Genomic DNA, 19,170 nt, shown 5'->3' with positions numbered 1-19,170 from the left:
CGCAGCCGGTGCACCGCGAATCGCGCGAGGGTGGCCGACGCATCGTCATGCGAAGCCGCCGACCGAGAAGCTCTGCGGCGTGACGTCCGGTGCCGCGCGCAGCGCGAGCCGACGAGCCACGTAGAAGACGACTTCCGTCCTGCGGACACGAACGATCGCAGGCGATACGAACGATCCGCGCCGCGGCGCGTGCAAGGCCCAGGTGGTCTTTCTGTGGCACACGTCGTGCCGACGAAGAAGGAGGGCCCCGTGGCCCCCGAAAATCTTGAATTCCCCTTCGCCAGCCCGTTCGCGGCCGGCAGCCCCTTCTCCGCGTCGCAGGCCGAGCCCGCGCAGGACGCTGACACGAGCGACGAGGTCGAGGCCATCGACGGTGACGAGGACGTCACCGATGGCGACTCGGGCCAGGGCGCGCCCGCCGGCGCCGCGTTCGGCCTCGTGTTCCAGGCCGCCGACCCGATGACGCGCGTGCCCCGCCGCTCGCGCCGTGCCGATGACGAGTCGCCGCGTGACGAGGCACCCGCCGCCCGCGCAGGTGGCGACGACGACACCGACGTCGAGGCCGACGAGCAGCCGCGCCCCGCGCGTTCGCGCAGCCGCCGCCGTCGCGGTGACGACGCGCAGCACGACGAAAATGGCGACGCGTCGTCCGACGACGCCGCTCAGGGCTCGCGCGAGGACGCGGACGAGGCGGGCGAGAAGCAGTCCGCCGACACCGACGACAACCACGACGAGAACGACGACGAGCTGACCCCGCGTCGGCGTCGTCGCGGCGGCCGTGGCCGTCGCGGCAACAAGGGTGACGACGCCAGCGACGGTTCGCAGGCGCAGCACGACGACGCCGACGGCCGCGACTCCGGTGCCAGGGGCGGCAACGCGAAGCACGACGACGCGGCGCAGGGCGACGGCTCGAAGCGCGACGGCAACGCCGCGCAGGGCGACAGCTCGAAGCACGACGACGACGCCCAGGACGACGCCCAGGACGACGCGGGGTCGCGCAAGCGCACGCGCCGTCGCCGTCGCAGCGGCTCGGGTCAGGGCTCGGACGGCGACGACGCGAACACCGTGACGAAGGTGCGCGAGCCGCGTCGCGCGAAGGACGAGATCACCTCCATCAAGGGCTCGGTGCGCCTCGAGGCGAAGAAGCAGCGACGACGCGAGGGCCGTGAGGCGGGGCGCCGCCGCACCGTCATCACCGAGGCCGAGTTCCTCGCACGCCGCGAGAGCGTCGAGCGCGTCATGGTCGTGCGCGAGCAGGAGGGGCGCACTCAGATCGGCGTCCTCGAGGACGGGGTGCTCGCCGAGCACTACGTCTCGCGTCAGGAGCAGGCGAGCTCGATGGCGGGCAACGTCTACCTCGGCCGGGTGCAGAACGTGCTGCCGTCGATGGAGGCGGCGTTCGTCGACATCGGCCGCGGGCGCAACGCCGTCCTGTACGCCGGCGAGGTCAACTGGGACGCCGCCGGTCTCGACAACCAGCCCAAGCGCATCGAGCACGCACTCAAGGCGGGCGAGAGCGTCCTCGTCCAGGTGACGAAGGATCCGATCGGCCACAAGGGCGCCCGCCTGACGTCGCAGATCTCGCTGCCGGGACGCTTCGTCGTCTTCGTGCCGGGCAACTCGATGACGGGCATCAGCCGCAAGCTGCCCGACACCGAGCGCGCGCGCCTCAAGCGCATCCTCAAGGAGGTCGTGCCGGCCGACGCGGGCGTCATCGTCCGCACCGCCGCCGAGGGTGCCTCCGAGGAGGAATTGCGCGCCGACGTCGAGCGCCTCATGAAGATGTGGGAGCGCATCCAGGCCAAGGCCGAGACGGCCAACGCGCCGTCGCTGCTGCACGGCGAACCGGATCTGACGGTCCGCGTCATCCGCGACGTGTTCAACGAGGACTTCGCGAAGATGGTCGTCTCCGGCGAGCGTGCCTGGAACGAGGTGCACACCTACATCTCCGAGGTCGCGCCCGACCTCGTCGAGCGCCTCGAGAAGTGGGAGGGCGACGAAGACGTCTTTGCCGAGCACCGCATCGACGAGCAGCTCGCCAAGGCCATGGACCGCAAGGTGTGGTTGCCGTCGGGCGGTTCGCTCGTCATCGACCGCACCGAGGCGATGACGGTCGTCGACGTCAACACCGGCAAGTTCGTCGGCTCCGGGGGCAACCTCGAGGAGACCGTGACGAAGAACAACATCGAGGCGGCCGAGGAGATCGTGCGTCAGCTGCGCCTGCGCGACATCGGCGGCATCATCGTCGTCGACTTCATCGACATGGTGCTCGAGGCGAACCGCGAGCTCGTCGTGCGTCGCCTGCTCGAGTGCCTGGGCCGCGACCGCACGAAGCACCAGGTCGCCGAGGTCACCTCGCTCGGCCTCGTGCAGATGACGCGCAAGCGCGTCGGCGCGGGCCTCGTCGAGGTCTTCTCCGAGACGTGCGAGTCGTGCCAGGGGCGCGGCATCGTCATCCACGACCACCCGGTCGAGAATCGCGACATCAACGGCAACGACACGAACCGCAAGGGTCGTGGCGGGCGCGGTGGTCGTGGTGGCCGTGACACCCCGGGCAACGGTTCGCACGGTTCGAGCGGCGGCTCGAACGGCGGTCAGCACCAGGGTCGTCAGGACGAGGCCGGCGAGTCGAAGGCGGAGCGCGACAACGGTTTCGCGCAGATCGCCGCGGCCGCGCACGCCGCAGCGATCTCCGCGGGCGACAAGTCGGCGACGTCGAAGCCCGTCTCCACCGCGTCTGACGACGACGCCGTCATGACGGTGTCGCGGCAGGACGGCGCAGGCTCGGCTGAGGCTGCTCCCGAGACAAGTGCGCCCCAGAAGTCGGGCACGCGCCGCTCCGGCCGCGTCAAGCCGCGTTCGGAGCGCGTCGCCCAGGCTGCTGCCGACGCCTCGACGGACGCGGGCGACGTGGCGAGCGCGCCTGCGGCGAACGAGGGTGCCGCTGCCGACATCGCGACGAACGGCACGGCGGTGAGCGGTTCGGCTCCTGCCGACGCGGGCAGCGCTGCCACTGCGACGGCGTCGACGGCGCAGGCCCCGACGGCGCGTCGTCGCGGTTCGCGTCGCGCGGCGACGTCGACGGGTGCGCCCGCACGAGCCGGTGAGGCGAGCGTCATGACGGTGCCGGCGGCGTCGGCATCGACCGCACCGTCCGAGGCATCTGAGTCGGGCACGTCGACCTCAGCTACGCCGTCGACTTCGGCGGCACTGGCGAGCTCCAGCACGGACACGGCATCGACCGACGGCCCGACGCAGGGTGCCGCATCGACGTCGGATGCTCCGGCGGACGCCACGTCATCGACAGTCGTCACCTCGTCGGCCGGGACGACGCCGGCGCCGACGAAGCGTCCGCGTCGCCGCGCCGGTTCGAGCGCGGGTGCGCCCGTCACTCTGCAGCCGGTCGACCTCAGCGCGCCGGCGTCGTCGTCGGCCCCGTTGACGAAGGTCGCAGGGGAGGCCGGCTCGGCGTCGAACTCGACGGGTTCGACCACGACGGGCGACACGACCACCGCGAACGACACGGCCACAGCCCACAACACGGCTACGGCGAGCAGCACGTCTGACGCGGCGTCGGCTGCTGCTGGCGAGCAGAAGGCTCCGGCGCGCAAGAAGCGCGCTCGCGTCAGCTCGCCCGCCGGGGCACCCGCGCCGAAGGCGCCGAGCGACGACTGATCGATCACGCGGGGCGCGCACCACGTCGTCCCCGATGATCTTGGGGGCCGAAACTCCGCATGGCGGAGTTTTGGCCCCCAACCGTCGTCGTGAGGACTGCAGTCCCGCATGGCGGGGTCCAGACCTCAAGCGTCGTGGTGAGGGAAGCCGCGCCGACAGCGGGCGGGCCATCAGGACGATTTGGGCCCCGCACCCGCCGCCAGGTATTCTTTACCTTTGGTGCGCCCACCGCGCCCGATGTCCCGTCACCGCCAGCCTGCGCCTCGTGCGTGTGCGCGGCGAAACCGGGGTAGCTATCGGCCGGTCAGACAGAGCGAGCGTGCCATGACGAAAGAGAGTCCAACGTGTACGCGATTGTTCGCGCGGGTGGTCGCCAGGAGAAGGTCTCCGTCGGCGATGTCCTCCTCATCGACAAGGTCTCGGCGCAGCCGGGCGAGAGCATCGAGCTGAAGCCGCTCATGCTGGTCGACGGTGCCGACATCACGGTCGAGGCCGACAAGCTGGCCGGTGTCAAGGTGGCCGCCGAGGTCGTCAAGGCCGCCAAGGGCCCGAAGATCACCATCATGAAGTACAAGAACAAGACGGGTTACCGCAAGCGCCAGGGCCACCGTCAGCCGCTGACGCAGATCAAGGTCACCAAGATCGGCTGAGCCCCGCGCTCATCCCTGATCTTCCACAGATTTCGAAAGAGGCTCTGACATGGCACACAAGAAGGGTGCATCCTCGACCCGCAACGGTCGTGACTCCAATGCACAGCGACTCGGCGTGAAGCGCTTCGGCGGCCAGGTCGTCGGCACGGGCGAGATCATCGTCCGCCAGCGCGGCACGCACTTCCACCCCGGCGAGAACGTCGGCCGTGGCGGCGACGACACGCTTTTCGCCCTCGCCCCGGGCGCCGTCAAGTTCGGCGAGCGCAAGGGCCGCAAGGTCGTCGACATCGTCGTCGAGCCGGAGATCACGGCCTGATCGCTCACGCGATCATCTGATCACCCCGCGTGAGGGGGTGAGCCCGCGCGTCGCGGCTCACCCCCTCACGTGCGTCTCGGAACGCTCATAGAATCAACGTGGTGACGCATCGACGCGGCACCGCATCACGGCGGCACCACGGGCCTCACGGGCCCGGCCGCGCCACGCGCCTCGCGCGCGCCGAAAGGAATCACCCATGGCAACCAACTTCGTCGACCGCGTCGTCCTCAACGTGACGGCCGGCAACGGTGGGCACGGCGTCGCCTCCGTGCATCGTGAGAAGTTCAAGCCGCTCGGTGGCCCGGACGGCGGCAACGGCGGGCACGGCGGTGACGTCGTCCTCGAGGTCGACCCGCAGGTGACGACGCTGCTCGAGTACCACAAGAGCCCGCACCGCAGCGCGCAGAACGGCAAGCCGGGTGCCGGTGACGAACGCAACGGCGCCGACGGCGACGACCTCGTCCTGCCCGTGCCGGAGGGCACCGTCGTCAAGGATCGCGACGGCACGATCCTCGCCGACCTCGTCGGTTTCGGCAGCCGTTACGTCGCGGCCGCCGGTGGCCGCGGCGGCCTCGGCAACAAGGCCCTCGCGAGCCAGCGGCGCAAGGCGCCCGGTTTCGCGCTGCTCGGCGAGCCGGGGGAGAGCAACGACATCGTGCTCGAGCTGAAGACGCTCGCCGACGTCGCCCTCATCGGTTTCCCGAGCGCCGGCAAGAGCTCGCTCGTTTCCGTCGTCAGCGCCGCGAAGCCGAAGATCGCCGACTACCCGTTCACGACGCTCGTGCCCAATCTCGGTGTCGTGACGGCCGGTTCGCAGCGTTTCACGATCGCCGACGTGCCCGGTCTCATCCCCGGCGCAAGCCAGGGCAAGGGCCTCGGCCTGGAGTTCCTGCGTCACGTCGAGCGCTGCTCGGTCCTCGTCCACGTCATCGACTGCGCGACGCTCGAGCCGGGCCGTGACCCGATGAGCGACCTCGACACGATCGAGCACGAACTGAGCGAGTACGTCGCCGACGAATCCCTCGGCGGCAAGCCCCTTTCCGAGCGCACCCGCATCGTCGTGCTCAACAAGGCCGACGTGCCGGACGCCCGCGAACTCGCCGAGATGGTCAAGCCCGACCTCGAAGCACGCGGCCTCGAGGTGTTCATCGTCTCCGCCGTTGCGCACCAGGGCCTCAAGGAGCTGACGTTCGCGCTCGCCAAGCACGTCGAGCAGGCGCGTCAGGAGGTCGAGTCGGCCGTGCCGGCGCGCGTCATCGTGCGTCCGAAGGCCATGGACGACGCCGGGTTCCGCATCGTGAAGGAGGGTGGCACGCACGGCACGCTGTTCCGTATCGTCGGGGATCGCCCGACGCGCTGGGTGCGCCAGACCGACTTCAGCAACGACGAGGCCGTCGGCTACCTCGCCGATCGTCTCAACCGCCTCGGTATCGAGGAGGAGTTGTTCAAGGCGGGCGCGGTGCCCGGCTCGACCGTCCTCATCGGTCCCGGCGACAACGCTGTCGTCTTCGACTGGGAGCCCACCCTGCAGGCCGGCGCCGAACTGCTCGGCGCCCGCGGCACCGACCTGCGCCTCGAGGAGGCGTCGCGTCCGTCGCGCGCCGAGAAGCGCGACGAGTTCCACAACCGCAAGGACGGTCAGCGTCTGGCGCGCGAAGAGCTCGCGGCCGAACGTCAGGCCGGAGTCTGGACCGAGCACGAGAGCTACCGCACCGAGGAGTGACGCGCCCCGCGCGTCGGTGCAGCAAGGAGTCGCCCGATGAACGCAGACGCCACGACGACCATGCCCGACGAGCACGCCACGCGTGCGGCTGACGTGCGCGACGAGCACGATCATGCCGAGCACGCCCCGCAGACGCCCCCGACGACCCCTGCCGTCGACGGCGACGCGGTGCGCGCGCAGATCCGCGAAGCCAAGCGCGTCGTCGTCAAGGTGGGGTCGAGTTCGATCACCCACACGAGCGGCGGCATCAACCACGAGGCGCTGACGGAGCTCGTCGGGGTGCTGGCCGAGCGTCGGCACGCGGGCAAGGAGGTGCTGCTCGTCTCCTCCGGAGCCATCTCTGCGGGGATGGGCCAGCTCGGCATGCCGACGCGCCCGACGGAGCTGCCGCAGGCGCAGGCCGCAGCAGCCGTCGGGCAGGGACAGCTCATGTCCGCGTACTCGCTGCTGTTTCAGGGTCTCGGGCTGACGATGGGGCAGGTGCTGCTGACGACGGAGGACGTCACCCGCCGCGCCACGTACCTCAACGGCCGCTCGACGCTGCAGACGCTGCTCGAGTTCGGCGCGGTGCCCGTCATCAACGAGAACGACACGGTCGCGACGCAGGAGATCCGCTTCGGTGACAACGACCGGCTCGCGGCGCTCGTCGCGCACCTCGTCGACGCCGACGCGCTCATCCTGCTCTCGGACGTCGACGCCCTCTATGACGGTCCGCCGAGCCGCGAGGGCACCTCGCGGATCCCGTTCGTCGCCGACGTCGCCGCGATGGATGACGTCGAGATCGGCGGCACCGGATCCGGTGTCGGCACCGGGGGCATGCGGACGAAGGTCGACGCGGCGCGCATCGCAACCGCAGCCGGCATCCCGACGATGCTGACGTCGATGCCGAACGCGCGCCACGCGCTGCTCGGCGAGCAGGTGGGCACGGCATTCGCGCCGACAGGTCGTCGTCGCAGCGCGCGACGCCTGTGGCTCGCGCACGCGACGCACCCGGCCGGGCGCCTCGTGCTCGACGATGGCGCGGTCGAGGCCGTGCGGACGAAGGGGCGCTCGCTGCTTCACGCGGGTGTCATCGAGGCGCAGGGGCGATTCCTCGCAGGCGACGCCGTCGACCTCGCCGACCGTCACGGCCACGTGTTCGCGCGCGGGCTCGTCAACTACGACGTCGCCGACGTGCACCGTGCCATGGGGCGCACGACTCGCGATCTGAGCGAGGCCATCAGCCCGGCTTTCGAGCGCAGCCTCGTCCACCGCGATCATCTGGTGCTGCTGCCCTGAGCCACTTGTTCGCCCCGGGGGAGTAAAGTTAGCCTTGCCTATGATCGCCGCGTCCCGCGACGATGCGAACGCTCCGAAGGTGAGGCCCATGACGACTCTCGACCTGCTGCGGCCCGGCTCCCACGCCACCGTCGTCGGATTCGATGCGTCCCGGTGCGCCGACGCCGTCCTGTGTCGCCTGCGCGAGCTCGGCTTCCGCGAGGGTGAACAGATCGAGGTCGTGCGCCGTGCGCCGATGGGCGATCCGATGGTCTTCCGTGTCTGCGACTACGAACTCTGCCTGCGTCGGCGTGACGCGGGTGCCATCCGCGTCGACGTCCTGTGAGCTGCCACGCCCCCGATGATGTCGCGACAGCGGACGCCGCGACGAGCACCCGCGTCGCGCTGCTGGGCGCGCCGAACGCCGGCAAGTCAAGCCTGTTCAACCGACTCACCGGTCTGCGCGCGAAGACGGGCAACTACCCGGGCGTGACGGTGTCGCGTTCGTTCGGAGACGTGCGCGCAGGCGAGACGAACCTCGTCCTCGAGGACCTGCCGGGCACCTACAGCCTCGAGGCCGTGAGCCCCGACGAGCAGGTCGTCGTCGATGCCCTCGCCGGCCGACTCGACGGCGTGCCGGCACCCCACGCGCTCATCGTCGTCGCCGACGCCACGACGTTGCGACGCTCGCTGCCCTTCGTCGCGCGCGCGATCGCGTTGGGCAAGCCGACGATGCTGGCCCTCACGATGATCGACGAACTGCACGCGCGCGGCGGCCACCTCGACGTCGCAGCCCTCGAGCGGGCCCTCGGCGTGCCGGTGCGGGCCGTCATGGCGGCGACGGGCGCGGGGGTCGACGACATCCGCGCCCTGCTCGCCGACGTCCCCGCCTGGACGCGGCCCGTCGTCAGCCCGCCGACGCAGGATGCGCAGCTCGCGCCGTGGTCGCGTTCGGTGCTCGCGGCCGCCGAGTACACGCCCGCCGGGCAGGACACGCGCTCGCGGCGCATCGACGCGGTGCTGCTGCACCCGGTCGCCGGTCTCGCCGTGTTCTTCGCGACGATGTTCATGTTCTTCCAGGCCATCTTCACCGTCGCCGCGCCGCTGCAGGATCTCGTCGAGCAGGGGTTCGCGTGGCTCGGCGCCCAGGCGCAACACATCCCGAACGACACGCTCGCCTCACTCGTCGGCAACGGCATCATCGGTGGTGTCGGCGCGACGCTCGTCTTCGTGCCGCAGATCATGCTGCTGTTCCTCGTCCTGTCGCTGCTCGAGAACGTCGGGTACTTGTCGCGCGCGGCGTTCCTCATGGACCGGATCATGGCCGCCACGGGGCTGGAGGGCCGCGCGTTCGTCGCGATGCTCAGCTCGTTCGCATGCGCGGTGCCAGGCATCATGGCGACGCGCACCATCCCGTCGTCACGCAACCGCATCGCGACGATCATCACTGCGCCGCTCATGACGTGCTCGGCGCGCCTGCCCGTCTACGTGCTGCTGACGTCGCTGCTCGTCGAACCGGGGCAGCGGTACGGGCCGTTCAACGCGCAGGGCCTCGTGCTCTTCGGGCTGTACGTGCTCGGCGGGCTGTCGGCCCTCGTCGCGGTCGCCGTGTTCAAGGCGACGGCGCTGCGCGATGCGTCGCTGCCGTTCTACATGGAGATGCCGCCGTACCGCTTCCCGTCGATCCGCAACGTCGTGACGACGATGTGGCACTCGGTGCGTATGTTCCTGCGCAAGGCCGGCGGCATCATCCTGACGACGACCGTCGCGCTGTGGGTGCTGCTCAACTTCCCGGCCCGCGGCGCCGAGACCGCCGGGATGGGCGACACCGAGAAGGCCGCGTACGTCATCGACCACTCGTATGCCGCCTCGATCGGGCGGTTCATCGAGCCGATCTTCGCGCCGCTCGGGTTCGACTGGCACATCTGCGTCGGGCTGCTCGGCGCGACGAGTGCGCGCGAGGTCTTCGTCGCGACGCTCGGGCAGGTGGCGAGCGCGACCGACCCCGAGGACCCGCGCGCGGCGCTCATGAAGATGACGTTCAGCGACGGCCCGCACGCCGGGCAGCTCGTCTTCACGACGGCGACGGTCGTCGCGCTGCTCGTGTTCTTTGTCTACGCCCTGCAGTGCGTCTCGACGATCGCGATCATGCGTCGCGAGACGAACACGTGGCGCTGGCCGGCGATCGCGTGGGCGTACATGTTCGTCCTCGCATGGGGCATGGCGTTCTTCGCTCGCCACATCGTGCTCGCGATCACATGAGCGACCTCGCCCTGCACCCGGAGGCAACACCCGATCCAGACGTCGTGCGGTGGCGCTTCTCCGGAGCGCGGTGCGACGTCCCGCTCGGAGCGCTCGCGGCGTGGCCCGAGGCGCTGACGCGCGCGGGCGTCGGCGACGTGGTCAGCGAACCGGGCGCGCTCGTCGTCAGGCTGAGCGCGCCGCACACCTGGGCGAGTGACGGAGCAGCCGTGCGCGACGCGCTGAGCGACGTGCTTGCTGACGCGTCGAGCCGATTCGTTGCGCGTGAGCCCGGCGGCGTCGAGCCGAGCGATGCCTCGGGCAACGCCGACGGGGACGCCGTGGGCGAGCTCGACGAGGGCGCTGCCGACGACACCGAGATCGCCGAGCAGGCCCGAGTGGTCGTCGCGGACGTCGCCGAGCAAGTGGCGCACTCGCACGGCGGCGACATCACGCTGATCGGCGTCGAGCGCGGCGTCGTCACCGTCAGCCTCACGGGCGCGTGCGACGGCTGCCCCGCTGCGGCGATGACGCTGCACCGGCGCATCGAGGACGAGCTGCGCGCGCGGGTCGGCGGGGTGCGCGAGGTGCGTGCCCACACCGTGAAGAAGCGCTCGGGCGGACTGGAGCGAGGCGGGCGTGCGCTCCTACAGTGGGCGCATGAGCGACGTCGCTGAAGAAACCCGTCACCGCATCGAGACCGCCGGTCGCGCGGCGCGCGCCGCGTCGAAACGCCTCGCGCTGCTCTCGCGCGCCGAGAAGGATACCGCGCTGCTGACGCTCGCCGACGCCGTCGAGGCCGCGTCCGCGACGATCGTCGCGGCGAACGAGGAGGACCTGGCGCGGGGCGCTGCGGGCGGCATGAGCGAGAGCCTGCAGGATCGGCTGCGGATGACGCCCGAACGCGTCACCCAGGTCGCGCAGGCGCTGCGCGACGTCGCGGCGCTGCCCGACCCCGTCGGCGAGGTGACGCGCGGCAACACTCTCGCCAACGGCTTGCAGATCAAGCAGGTGCGCGTGCCGATGGGGGTCGTCGGCATGATCTACGAGGCGCGCCCCAACGTCACCGTCGACGCAGCGGGGCTCGGATTGAAGAGCGGCAACGCGATGATCCTGCGCGGCGGCTCGGCCGCGGCGGCGACGAACGCCGCGATCGTCGAGGCACTGCGCGCCTCGTACGAACAGCAGGGACTCCCCGCCGATGCGGTGCAGTTGCTCGACGGCGGCCACGACGACGTGACGGCGCTCATCACCGCGCGCGGTCTCGTCGATCTCGTCATCCCGCGCGGTGGGGCCGCGCTCATCGAGGCGGTCGTCACCGGTTCGAGCGTGCCGGTCATCGAGACGGGCACGGGCAACGTCCATGTCTACGTCGATCGCGCGGCGGATCTCGACATGGCGCTCGACATCACCGTGAACTCCAAGACGCACCGGCCGAGCGTGTGCAACGCGGCCGAGAGTCTGCTCGTGCACGCCGACGTCGCCGAGACGTTTCTGCCCCGCGTGCTCACCGAGCTCGCCGAGCGCGGTGTCGTCCTGCACGCCGACGAACGCGCCGCTGCCCTCGCCGGTGGCGTCGCGACCCAGCCCGTCACGGATGAGGCGTGGGGCACCGAGTTCCACGGCCTCGAGATGTCGGTCGGTGTCGTGGACAGCCTCGAGGGGGCGATCGCCCACATCGATGGCTACTCGACGCATCACACCGACTGCATCGTCACCGAGGACCGCGCGGCAGCGCGCACGTTCGCCGCGCAGGTCGACTCGGCCGTCGTCATGATCAACGCCTCGACGCGTTTCACCGACGGCGGCGAGTTCGGCTTCGGCGCCGAGATCGGCATCTCGACGCAGAAGCTGCACGCACGCGGCCCGATGGCGCTCGCGGAGCTGACGACGACGAAGTGGATCGTCGACGGCGACGGCCAGATCCGCTGACGTCACTCGCGCCGCATCCTGACGACGGTCCCGACGTTTCGGGGTGACGCTCGGCGCCTGAAGCGCGTTCGTCGCGGCACGGCGCCCGGCGTGTCATGACGCCTGGGCGAGCACCTCGAACCCGGGTTCGGCGACGGGGTGTGCTCCGCCTGCGCGGGAACCACTCTGTGTCTCGACGCCGTAGCGAGCATCATCGCCCGTGCCCTGGCCCCCGGCCTCGAACGAGTCGTAGGCGACGTAGCGGGTCGGGCGCGCCTGGGCCGTTTGGAACAGGCGGCCCACGTACTCGCCGAGCACGCCGAGGCACAGCAGCTGCATCGCGCCGAAGCCGCTGACGACGACGATCGTGGACGCCCATCCGGTGATCGAGTGACCCGTCAGCTTCGAGACGACGGCGAATGCGGCCACCGCGAAGGCGAGGACGAAGCCCGCGAGACCGAACCACGTCGCGAGGCGCAGCGGAGCGCTGGAGACGCCCGTGACGGAGTCGAGCGTCAGCCTGATCATCTTGCTCAACGGGTACTTCGACTCGCCGGCGGCCCGCTCGTCACGGCGGTAGCCGACGTCGGCCGACGGAAAGCCCAGGGCCGGCACGACGAGGCGCAGCACCCGGTTGGTCTCCGGCAGCGCGAGGACGGCGTCGACGGTCGTGCGCGACATGAGTCGGAAGTCGCCGGCGTTCATTGCCCCACGCGCGCCGAGGCGGTGCATGAGTGCGTAGAACGCCTCGGCGGTGACGCGCTTGAAGGCGGTGTCGGTGCTGCGGTCGGTGCGCACGCCGTAGACGACGTCGACGTGTTCTCGCTCGGCCACCTCGAGCATCTGGGCGATCACCTCGGGTGGATCCTGCAGATCGGCGTCGATCGTCACCATCCAGCGTCCCCGGGCTCGGGCGAGGCCCGCGCTGATCGCCGCCTGGTGCCCGGAGTTCGCGCGCAGCTGGATGAGACGCACCTGCGGCCACGTCCGACGCATCGCGTGCAGGAGCGACGCGGTCGCGTCGCGGGATCCGTCGTCGACGCACACGACCTCGTACGGCACCTCGAGCCCGTCGAGGACGGGGCGCAGGCGTTCGGCGAACAGGGGCAGGACCTCTTGCTCGTCGTACATCGGGACGACGACGGACAGGTGGGGTGCGCCGTTGGGGAGGGTGTCGAGGCTGGGGTGGGAGGTCATGGCTACCTTCTCGGCGGATCGGCTCGTGCGCGGTGGCACCGTGTCGATCGAGACGTTAGGAAGGGTCGCTGTCATCGGGCTGTGCTGAGGCAGTATCCTTGCTTTCATGACGTCGTTCGTTTCGCTTGTCGCCGCTGTGGATGTTCCGGAGCTCGAGGAGAACCACATCGCCATGCCGCCGTGGGCCTTTGGTCTGATGGCCCTGTGCATCTTCGGCCTGTTGTTCGCGCTGCTGTGGGCCTTCCGCAACACCGCGGCCCGCTACGGTGCCCCCAAGGGCCACGGCCCCGCCGGTGTGCGAGGTGGGGGTCAGAACCAGGGTGTGAACCACTGACATCACGAATCGGGGTCATGGGCGGCACGTTCGACCCCATTCACCACGGTCACCTCGTCGCGGCGAGTGAGGTTCAAAGCCTCCTCGACCTCGACGAGGTGATCTTCGTGCCCACGGGTCAGCCGTGGCAGAAGGCCGGACGAGATGTCGCGCCGGCCGAGCACCGTTATCTCATGACGGTCATCGCGACGGCGTCTAACCCGCGCTTCAGCGTGAGCCGCGTCGACGTCGACCGTCAGGGCCCGACGTACACGCGCGACACGTTGACGGACCTCAAGCGGCTGCGTCCCGATTCGGAGTTGTTCTTCATCACAGGGGCCGACGCGCTCGCGCAGATCCTGTCGTGGAAGGGCGTCGACGAGCTGTGGGAGCTGGCGCACTTCATCGGCGTCACGCGCCCCGGGCACGAGCTCAGTGACGCGGGGCTGCCGCACGATCGCGTCACCCTGCTCGAGATCCCGGCCATGGCGATCAGCTCGACCGACTGCCGTGACCGGGTGCGTGCGAGCAAACCCGTGTGGTACCTCGTGCCCGACGGCGTCGTGCAGTACATCCACAAGTACCAGCTTTATGGGCCCCGAGCGGGCTCCCTCCAGGAGGACTGAGTGTCCGCAACAGACCGTTCCCTCGAGCTGACGCGAGCTGCCGCCCAGGCCGCCGCGGACAAGCTCGCCACGTCGATCACCGCGATCGACGTGAGTGATCAGCTCGCCATCACCGACACGTTCGTGATCGCCTCCGCGGAGAGCGAGCGTCAGGTCAACGCCATCGTCGACGCCGTCGAGGAGGCGCTGCTGCCGCTCGGCGCGAAGCCTCAGCGACGTGAGGGCCGCGCCTCCGGGCGTTGGGTGCTCATCGACTTCGGTGACATCGTCCTGCAGGCCTTCCACGAGGAGGACCGCGAGTTCTACGACCTCGAGCGCCTGTGGCAGGACTGCCCCGTCATCGAACTCGAGCTCGACGAGCCCGCCGACGCGTGACGCCGACGTCCCCCGAGAATGACCCGCTGCGGCGGGTCATTCTCTTGCGTCATGGGCGCACGGCGTGGAACGAGCAGGGGCGCTGGCAGGGCCGCCTGGACGTGCCGATCGACGACGTGGGGCTCCGCCAGGCCGAGCGTGCCGCGGCGCTGCTCGTGCGCGACGGTTCGATCACGCGCCTCGTGACGTCGCCGGCGCGGCGCGCGGCGCAGACCACGTCCGTGCTCAAGGGTGCATTCGACCTGGCCGGTCGGCCGCTCGTGCGCACCGAGGACGCTCGGCTCGTCGAGATCGACATGGGTGCGTGGGCCGGTCTGACGCACGCCGAGGTCGCTGCGAGCTGGCCCGACGCGTCGGCCGCGATCGCGCGTGGCGACGACGTCCGGCGCGGTGACGGCGGCGAGACGCTCGCCGAGGCGACGGCACGCGTCGAGGCGGGCGTGCGTGATGCCGTGTCGTTGGCAACCCCGGGGGAGAGTGTGCTCGTCGTGACGCACGGCGCCGTCATCCGCGGGGTGGCGGGTGCGTTGGCGGGGCTGGCGCCGCAGACCGTGCGCACGTCGTTCCGGAGCATCGACAACTGCCACTGGGTGACGCTCGTCGAGCGTCGCGACGGTGGTTGGGCCATCGAACGCTGGAACGCGGGGGAGTGAGCCTGCCGGCTCGTGGGCTCTGTGGTGCGGCCGCGTCTTCTCGTGTCGGCGGAGGGTCGTTCATGTCTCGGTTTCCGGGCTCGGTCCTCGCGGCGGAGTGGGGGCGGGGCACCCTCGTGAAGGGACCGCCGGCGTCGCGTCAGGCGTGGCATGATCAGGGCGGATCGCACGCGGACGAGGAGAGAGGCTCAAGTGAGCGAGCACGGCAGCAGCAAGTCGATGGCGCGATGGTTGGGGATCGAGGGTGGTTCTCGACCAATGGGGCGCCAGGAGTGGCTTCGCGTTCTCGCGGCTCTCGCGCTCGGGTTGGTGGTGTTCGTCGCCGTCATCGTCGTGGCGCGGTCCCTCCTTCCTGACAGCGTCCTCGACGACGCGTTCGGGGCGTGGTTGCCGCCGATCCTCGGTGGTGTCGGGATGGGCTTGGCCTCACCGGCGATCAACCGTCTCGTGGGTGTGCCCGTCGCGGGCCGTGCGGACGAGGCCCGTCGCGGGGACGAGGTGCGGCGATGAGTCGGCACGCGGGGCGCGAGCGCAAGCGGATGTCGCCACGCACGTTCGGGCGGCTCATGAACTTCTACCCGCCGCTGGTGGGCATGGGGTTGCGGGTGAAGTCGTTCTCGGACGACTGGAGCGAAGCGCGCGTCGAACTCAAGCTCAATCGGCTGAATCGCAACCAGAACGGCACGGCGTTCGGTGGGTCGATCAACGCGATGACGGATGCGTTCTTCCCATTGCTGCTCATGCATCAGTTGGGTCCGGAGTATCTCGTGTGGGATCAGGCGTGTGAGATCGAGTTCCGTTCGCCGGGCACATCGACGGTGTACGGCGTGTACGGGATGCCCAAGGACGTCGTCGAGGAGATCCGTGCGCAGGCCGCTGACGGGTCGAAGGTGTTGCGCTGGTTCGAGTGTGATCTGACGTTGGCTGACGGCACGGTCGTCGCGCATGCGAGGCGTCTCGTGTACGTGCGCAAGAAGCGTCCGAAGGCGGCGTGACCGTTCGCGTGTCGGTGCTCGCGGCGTGCGTGCGGGTGATTTGCTTCGTGGGTGGCCGGCCGGTTAAGGTACACGGGTTGCTCACGAGGTGAGTGCGGGGCTATGGCGCAGTTGGTAGCGCGCTTCCATGGCATGGAAGAGGTCTGGGGTTCGAATCCCCATAGCTCCACAAGACAGAAACAGAGGACCACTCAGACACGCTTTTCGTCTGGGTGGTCCTCTGTTTCTGTCTTTGATCGAACTCTGTGATTCGAGGAGGAGGGCGAGCGCCAGCGAGCCCGACGGAGTCCCCATAGCTCCGACGCGCGCGAGGCGCGTGTGCGCGACGCTGAGACGCGCGAAGCGCGCCACGCCCCAGCGGTGCACGCACGCAGCGCGTGACCCTGAGGAGTCGTCGCATCGGGGTGAACTCGAGTTGGACTTGCTGCGTCGAGGAGGTAACGTTCTGCGAGTGCTCACGTAAGTGGGTCACGGGGCTATGGCGCAGTTGGTAGCGCGCTTCCATGGCATGGAAGAGGTCTGGGGTTCGAATCCCCATAGCTCCACAAGATAGAAACAGAGGACCACCCAGACACGCTTTTCGTCTGGGTGGTCCTCTGTTTCTGTTTTTGATCGAACTCTGTGATTCGAGGAGGAGGGCGAGCGCTAGCGAGCCCGACGGAGTCCCCATAGCTCCACGACGCACGAAGCGCGTGGACCTCGCGCCGCCACGCCACGACGCGCGAAGCGCGTGAGACCTCCGGCGACGCGCGAGAAACTCGCCGCCATGCGCGTGAGCCTATCGTCACGCCAGCGCCACGGCTTCGTCTTCGGCAGGCATCGTCCCGCGCAGCGCCGGCATGAGCAGCAGCGACGTCGTGATGGCGAGCACAGCGGCGATCGTCATGACGGTGGCGGCTCCGACGATGTTGGCGATGCCTCCGATGAGGAGCGCGCCGGCGGCTTGGCCGACCATGGTGCCGGTGCTGAGCAGGCCGAAGGCTTGGCCCTTGGTGTCGGGGTCGATGGCTGCGACGAGGCGTTCTTGTAGGGGCAGGGCAGCGGCGTAGCCGATGGCGGCGAGGCCGCCCAAAGGCGCGGCGAGCACGATCGGCGGGTGAAGGGCGAACACGAGGAACGGTGCGGCGAGCAGCAGGCGCAGCGGCAGCAGGAGCCCTTGGCGGGTAGTCCTGCAGGCCGATGCGGGTGCCGATGACGGCGACGACGGCCGCCCCGGCGGAGATGAGGAACAGGTTCGTGCGGGCCACCCACGTCAGCAGGATGGCGCCGAGGGCGTTGCCGACGACCTGGACGGTGCTCACCGTCATGTTGAGCGTTGCGCGCCCGAGGACGAACGCTTCCTTGGGCACGATGTCCGACAGCAGCGCGATGGTCGCGGCGAGGGCGAAGTGCATGACGGCGACGAGCACGAAGCGCATCCACCACGGCCGTGACGGGATGACCTGGATGCTGTCGACGCAGGCGGCGACGACGCCCGTCATCATCATGGCGGTGCGCGGGCGCAGGAGGTCGCTCGAGGCGAGCAGGTAGCGCGACGTGACGAGCTGGACCAGTGGCCGGCCGAACATGACCAGCGCGGTCAACAAGGGGGAGCGGGTCTGGTCGAACATCACGACGCCCAGCGCGAACGTCCCCCATGACGGCACTGACCATGAGCAGCATCCGAGAGATGAACAGCGCGCGGCACTTGGCGTTCGCGAAGAGGCTGCATCAGGTGGTCACACCACAATCTGACCCATGTCTCGTATGGCTGTGACACCGGGGGTCACTTCACGATTCAACTTCACGAGCGATGCTTCTGGTGAGAAGGCCGCCGCCCCGCGCGCAGTGCGCCCCGCCGAACGATCATCGCCCGCAAACGCGTCAGGGACGAGGCGTTTCCGGGCGATGATCGACAAGGGGAGCGAGATTACTTCAGCTGCCCACTTGTCAGACCCAGCAGGCGACGAGCGACGACGAGCAACTGGATCTGCTGCGTGCCTTCGAAGATGTCGAGGATCTTCGCGTCACGCGCCCACTTCTCGAGCAGCTCGCTCTCGGCGTAGCCGTCGACTCCGACGAGTTCGACGCACTGCAGCGCGACGTTGACGCACGTGCGGCCCGCCTTCGCCTTCGCCATCGACGCCTCCATCGAGTTGGGCTTGCCGTTGTCGGCCATCCACGCGGCACGCAACGTCAGCAGTAGCGCCGACTCGTAGTCGGCCTCCATCTGCACGAGGCGCGCCGAGGCGTACGTCTGGGCGGCGACGGGTGCGTCCCAGTCCTGGCCGTGGCCGGCCTTCTCGAGGGCGGTGCGGGTGAAGTCGAGGCAGGCGCGCGTCAGACCGACGGCCATCGCCGCGACGAGGGGGCGCGTGTTGTCGAACGTCTGCATCGCGCCACCGAAGCCGCCCTCGGTGCGGATCTCGGGGTCACCGAGCAGATCGTTCGCGGGCACACGGCAGTCCTCGAGGACGAACGCCGCCGTGTCGGAGGCGCGGATGCCGAGCTTGTGCTCGAGACGCACGAGTTTGAGGCCAGGGTTGGAGCGCTCGACGACGAACGACTTGATCGCCTTCTTGCCGAGCGAACGCTCGAGCGTCGCCCATACGACGACGAGTTCGGCGCGCTCACCGGAGGTGACGAAGATCTTCTCGCCGTTGAGGACGTACTCGTCGCCGTCCTTCGTCGCGGTCGTACGGATGTTGCCCGAATCCGAGCCGGTGTCGGGCTCGGTGATCGCCATGGCAGCCCAGCGGTTGCCGTAGCGCTCCTTCTGCTCGTCGTTCGCGACGGCGGCGATGGCGGCGTTGCCGAGGCCCTGACGCGGGATCGACAGCGTCAGCCCGACGTCACCACGGCACGTCTGCATGATCGACAGCGCCGAGCTCATGTTGGCGCCGTTCTTGTTGACCTTGCCGGCCTTCGTGCCGGACGCGGGCTTCGTCACGCCCGTCGCCTCGTCGGCGTCAGTGCTGGCCGGGGCCTGGTCGGTGCCGTCCTTGGCGCGCGTGGAACCGGCGGCGCCCGCGCCGTTGTTCGCACCCGAGTCGGTCATGCCGTCGATGAGGGCGGAGACGAGGTCGAGCTCGGCGGGGTAGGTGTGCTCGGCGAGGTCGTACTTGCGGCTGACGGGGCGGAAGACCTCGTCGGCCATCGAGCCGGCCTGCTTGACAAGGGGGACGAACTTCTTCGGGATCTCGAGGTCGATCATCACTGGGTCCTTTGCTGAAAAGACGCGGAAAGAGGAGGGCTGGTG

At 69.7% G+C, this 19,170-nt stretch carries 20 protein-coding genes and 2 tRNA genes; 19 read left to right on the top strand and 3 right to left on the bottom strand.

Translation table 11 applies throughout. The annotated features are described in order from the left end of the window. Positions 1 to 213 precede the first annotated feature (213 nt). The 9 genes from J4Z35_RS03325 to J4Z35_RS03285 all read left to right on the top strand — a co-directional run bounded on the left by J4Z35_RS03325 (position 214) and on the right by J4Z35_RS03285 (position 11,794). Positions 214 to 3,675 carry an Rne/Rng family ribonuclease gene (locus J4Z35_RS03325; RefSeq protein WP_347813533.1) on the top strand — a complete coding sequence of 1,154 codons (3,462 nt, stop codon included), beginning with the start codon at positions 214 to 216 and terminating at the stop codon, positions 3,673 to 3,675. 344 nt (positions 3,676 to 4,019) lie between these two features. Further along, positions 4,020 to 4,325, top strand: a complete 306-nt coding sequence (rplU, locus tag J4Z35_RS03320) for a 50S ribosomal protein L21 (RefSeq protein WP_006944318.1) — start codon at positions 4,020 to 4,022, stop codon at positions 4,323 to 4,325. A gap of 49 nt (positions 4,326 to 4,374) precedes the next feature. Further along, positions 4,375 to 4,641, top strand: coding sequence for a 50S ribosomal protein L27 (rpmA, locus tag J4Z35_RS03315; protein ID WP_006944241.1), 267 nt, complete (start codon positions 4,375 to 4,377; stop codon positions 4,639 to 4,641). A gap of 196 nt (positions 4,642 to 4,837) precedes the next feature. Continuing rightward, the gene (gene obgE / locus J4Z35_RS03310) at positions 4,838 to 6,364 is read left to right on the top strand and encodes a GTPase ObgE (protein WP_062257584.1); all 1,527 of its coding nucleotides are present in this window, start codon (positions 4,838 to 4,840) and stop codon (positions 6,362 to 6,364) included. A gap of 36 nt (positions 6,365 to 6,400) precedes the next feature. Continuing rightward, positions 6,401 to 7,642, top strand: coding sequence for a glutamate 5-kinase (gene proB, locus J4Z35_RS03305; RefSeq protein WP_171969826.1), 1,242 nt, complete (start codon positions 6,401 to 6,403; stop codon positions 7,640 to 7,642). Between the two features lie 88 nt (positions 7,643 to 7,730). Further along, a complete protein-coding gene (locus tag J4Z35_RS03300; RefSeq protein WP_175282459.1) occupies positions 7,731 to 7,967 on the top strand; it encodes a FeoA family protein in 237 nt (78 codons plus the stop codon). Continuing rightward, positions 7,964 to 9,883: a ferrous iron transport protein B gene (gene feoB / locus J4Z35_RS03295; protein WP_074039853.1), complete on the top strand. Its 1,920-nt coding sequence runs from the start codon at positions 7,964 to 7,966 to the stop codon at positions 9,881 to 9,883. The genes J4Z35_RS03300 and feoB overlap by 4 nt, the downstream gene beginning before the upstream one ends. Beyond that, positions 9,880 to 10,539 (top strand): NifU family protein, encoded by a 660-nt coding sequence (locus J4Z35_RS03290; RefSeq protein ID WP_074039854.1) that lies wholly within the window; start codon positions 9,880 to 9,882, stop codon positions 10,537 to 10,539. The genes feoB and J4Z35_RS03290 overlap by 4 nt, the downstream gene beginning before the upstream one ends. Then, on the top strand, positions 10,523 to 11,794 hold the full coding sequence (locus J4Z35_RS03285; protein WP_074039856.1) for a glutamate-5-semialdehyde dehydrogenase: 1,272 nt from the start codon (positions 10,523 to 10,525) through the stop codon (positions 11,792 to 11,794). Before J4Z35_RS03290 ends, J4Z35_RS03285 begins: the two co-directional genes overlap by 17 nt. Before the next feature lie 93 nt (positions 11,795 to 11,887). On the opposite strand, the gene J4Z35_RS03280 is transcribed toward J4Z35_RS03285, so the two are convergent. After that, positions 11,888 to 12,970, bottom strand: a complete 1,083-nt coding sequence (locus J4Z35_RS03280) for a glycosyltransferase family 2 protein (RefSeq protein WP_006944291.1) — start codon at positions 12,968 to 12,970, stop codon at positions 11,888 to 11,890. 106 nt (positions 12,971 to 13,076) lie between these two features. Between J4Z35_RS03280 and J4Z35_RS03275 the strand changes: the two genes are divergently transcribed. From J4Z35_RS03275 to J4Z35_RS03240, 8 genes are all read left to right on the top strand, one after another. Next, the gene (locus tag J4Z35_RS03275) at positions 13,077 to 13,304 is read left to right on the top strand and encodes a hypothetical protein (protein WP_006944208.1); all 228 of its coding nucleotides are present in this window, start codon (positions 13,077 to 13,079) and stop codon (positions 13,302 to 13,304) included. 17 nt (positions 13,305 to 13,321) lie between these two features. Further along, positions 13,322 to 13,909 carry a nicotinate-nucleotide adenylyltransferase gene (nadD, locus tag J4Z35_RS03270; protein ID WP_006944269.1) on the top strand — a complete coding sequence of 196 codons (588 nt, stop codon included), beginning with the start codon at positions 13,322 to 13,324 and terminating at the stop codon, positions 13,907 to 13,909. Beyond that, positions 13,910 to 14,284, top strand: a complete 375-nt coding sequence (gene rsfS, locus J4Z35_RS03265) for a ribosome silencing factor (RefSeq protein ID WP_006944260.1) — start codon at positions 13,910 to 13,912, stop codon at positions 14,282 to 14,284. Next, positions 14,281 to 14,937: a histidine phosphatase family protein gene (locus tag J4Z35_RS03260; protein ID WP_171969827.1), complete on the top strand. Its 657-nt coding sequence runs from the start codon at positions 14,281 to 14,283 to the stop codon at positions 14,935 to 14,937. The genes rsfS and J4Z35_RS03260 overlap by 4 nt, the downstream gene beginning before the upstream one ends. A 192-nt stretch (positions 14,938 to 15,129) precedes the next feature. Beyond that, entirely contained in the window at positions 15,130 to 15,447 is a 318-nt protein-coding gene (locus J4Z35_RS03255) for a hypothetical protein (protein ID WP_143181198.1), read from the top strand. Further along, the gene (locus J4Z35_RS03250; RefSeq protein WP_083603832.1) at positions 15,444 to 15,932 is read left to right on the top strand and encodes a DUF4442 domain-containing protein; all 489 of its coding nucleotides are present in this window, start codon (positions 15,444 to 15,446) and stop codon (positions 15,930 to 15,932) included. Before J4Z35_RS03255 ends, J4Z35_RS03250 begins: the two co-directional genes overlap by 4 nt. A gap of 96 nt (positions 15,933 to 16,028) precedes the next feature. After that, positions 16,029 to 16,101 (top strand) — tRNA-Ala (locus J4Z35_RS03245). A gap of 303 nt (positions 16,102 to 16,404) precedes the next feature. Next, a tRNA-Ala gene (locus J4Z35_RS03240) sits at positions 16,405 to 16,477 on the top strand. Between the two features lie 239 nt (positions 16,478 to 16,716). Here J4Z35_RS03240 and J4Z35_RS03235 read toward each other — a convergent pair. Then, complete coding sequence (locus J4Z35_RS03235) at positions 16,717 to 17,043, bottom strand: hypothetical protein (protein ID WP_074039860.1); 327 nt, start codon at positions 17,041 to 17,043, stop codon at positions 16,717 to 16,719. Between the two features lie 239 nt (positions 17,044 to 17,282). On the opposite strand from J4Z35_RS03235, the gene J4Z35_RS03230 reads away from it, so the two are divergent. Further along, positions 17,283 to 17,462, top strand: coding sequence for a hypothetical protein (locus J4Z35_RS03230; RefSeq protein ID WP_208065346.1), 180 nt, complete (start codon positions 17,283 to 17,285; stop codon positions 17,460 to 17,462). Positions 17,463 to 17,468: 6 nt separating this feature from the next. Continuing rightward, positions 17,469 to 17,666 carry a hypothetical protein gene (locus J4Z35_RS03225; RefSeq protein WP_131941192.1) on the top strand — a complete coding sequence of 66 codons (198 nt, stop codon included), beginning with the start codon at positions 17,469 to 17,471 and terminating at the stop codon, positions 17,664 to 17,666. Positions 17,667 to 17,841: 175 nt separating this feature from the next. Here the strand turns inward: J4Z35_RS03225 and J4Z35_RS03220 are convergent, their stop codons facing one another. Continuing rightward, positions 17,842 to 19,125 (bottom strand): acyl-CoA dehydrogenase family protein, encoded by a 1,284-nt coding sequence (locus J4Z35_RS03220; RefSeq protein ID WP_131941190.1) that lies wholly within the window; start codon positions 19,123 to 19,125, stop codon positions 17,842 to 17,844. Positions 19,126 to 19,170: the final 45 nt, after the last annotated feature.

The organism is Dermacoccus sp. NHGro5 (assembly GCF_017565385.1).
In the GTDB taxonomy this organism is placed as follows: domain Bacteria; phylum Actinomycetota; class Actinomycetes; order Actinomycetales; family Dermatophilaceae; genus Dermacoccus; species Dermacoccus nishinomiyaensis.
Note: the sequence above shows the minus strand (reverse complement) of the source record. Positions and strands in the feature narration are given on the sequence as shown.